Raw genomic sequence first — 1,315 nt, forward strand, 5'->3', positions numbered from 1 at the left:
TCTTTCTTCATGGCGTTGCTCTCCTCAGTGGAATCGGCACCCCGAGCCTAACGGCTCAAGGCGGGCAACGCCGCCCACTTCAGAGTTTCAACAGAGACCGGGACATTCCCCGCTTTTCCCTCGACAGAGGCAGTGACAAGGGGCGCTTCTCATAGTGGCTTCATCTGCTCCGGGAAGTGGGAATCGAAAGGACCGCTCGGGAAGGCGAGCGAGACCCCACGATCCGATCGACGTGGCCGTCGGCCGAAAACTTAAAATCCGCCGGACTGCAGTCGGCATGAGCCAAGGAAAACTTGCCGAGCGTCTGGGTGTGACGTTTCAGCAGGTCCAGAAATATGAGAAGGGCGCAAATCGACTCGCAGCTTCTACACTTTACCGGGCAGGCCGCGCCTTATCAGTCCCCGTCGAGCACTTCTTTGAAGGGGTCGATGACGTCGACGTCGAAACGGAGATTGCCGATCTCAACCCTGCCGCGTATCGGGAGGCCAGTGCGTTCATGAAGATCGAAGATGCCAAGGTGCGCGCTGCAATCAGCGCCCTGGTTCAGGTGCTTGCTGCCGACGATCAGAAGAAATGACGAATGGCAAAATCTGAGTATGGAAGTTTGGCTCAAAGGGCCGCTCGCAGACTGCACGTCTGCGAGCGGCGATATTCCATGTCAGTATCGGTTCGCTAGAGGTGGCCTAGGGTTTCTCAAGAATCTTTGCTCTGAGGGATCGTTAGCGCGAGAAAACGGTCACGCTGCCGTCCGCGTTGGTCTCTAACGCGACGACCGACGAGACGTCGACATTCTGCGCATCGAGCGCTGCCGAAAGTTCTGCATCGGCTTCGATCGCCGCCTGAAGCGCTGCGATGTCCTCCTCATTGTCAACGACCGCGTTGTCGAGGGCGACGGCGTTCTTGCCTTGAACCTCCCCTTCGACGTCAACAACCGTGACTGACGACGCGTTTGCCAAGGCGTCAATGTCGTTCTCGGAGGTTCGGATCGCAGAAATGGCACGACCGAAATTGGTCTCGGAGCTCACGTCTACATTGCCCTGGGCCTCACCGCCTACAGCACCGCTTACACCCATTAACCTGCATTGCCGTTTCCGCCGGCTGTTGCTCCACCGGACGCGCCGGCTCCAATCTCGCCGCCAGCGGCACCTGTGCCAGCTTCACCAGATGCGCCTGGCCGCCGCCGCCGCCAGATACGCCACCGCCGACGGGAATGTCCCGGTCTCTGTTGAAACTCTGAAGTGGGCGGCGTTGCCCGCCTTGAGCCGTTAGGCTCGGGGTGCCGATTCCACTGAGGAGAGCAACGCCATGAAGAAAG

The 1,315-nt window shown here is 59.4% G+C and carries 2 protein-coding genes; one reads left to right on the forward strand and one right to left on the reverse strand.

What is annotated here, in order from left to right:
- The first annotated feature begins 277 nt into the window (after positions 1 to 277).
- Positions 278 to 577 carry a helix-turn-helix domain-containing protein gene (locus VQ045_RS21685; protein ID WP_442879935.1) on the forward strand — a complete coding sequence of 100 codons (300 nt, stop codon included), beginning with the start codon at positions 278 to 280 and terminating at the stop codon, positions 575 to 577.
- Positions 578 to 719: 142 nt separating this feature from the next.
- On the opposite strand, the gene VQ045_RS21690 is transcribed toward VQ045_RS21685, so the two are convergent.
- Positions 720 to 1,025: a hypothetical protein gene (locus VQ045_RS21690; protein ID WP_331831602.1), complete on the reverse strand. Its 306-nt coding sequence runs from the start codon at positions 1,023 to 1,025 to the stop codon at positions 720 to 722.
- Positions 1,026 to 1,315: the final 290 nt, after the last annotated feature.

This window comes from Aurantimonas sp. E1-2-R+4 (assembly GCF_036549515.1).
In the GTDB taxonomy this organism is placed as follows: Bacteria; Pseudomonadota; Alphaproteobacteria; order Rhizobiales; family Rhizobiaceae; genus Aurantimonas; species Aurantimonas coralicida_A.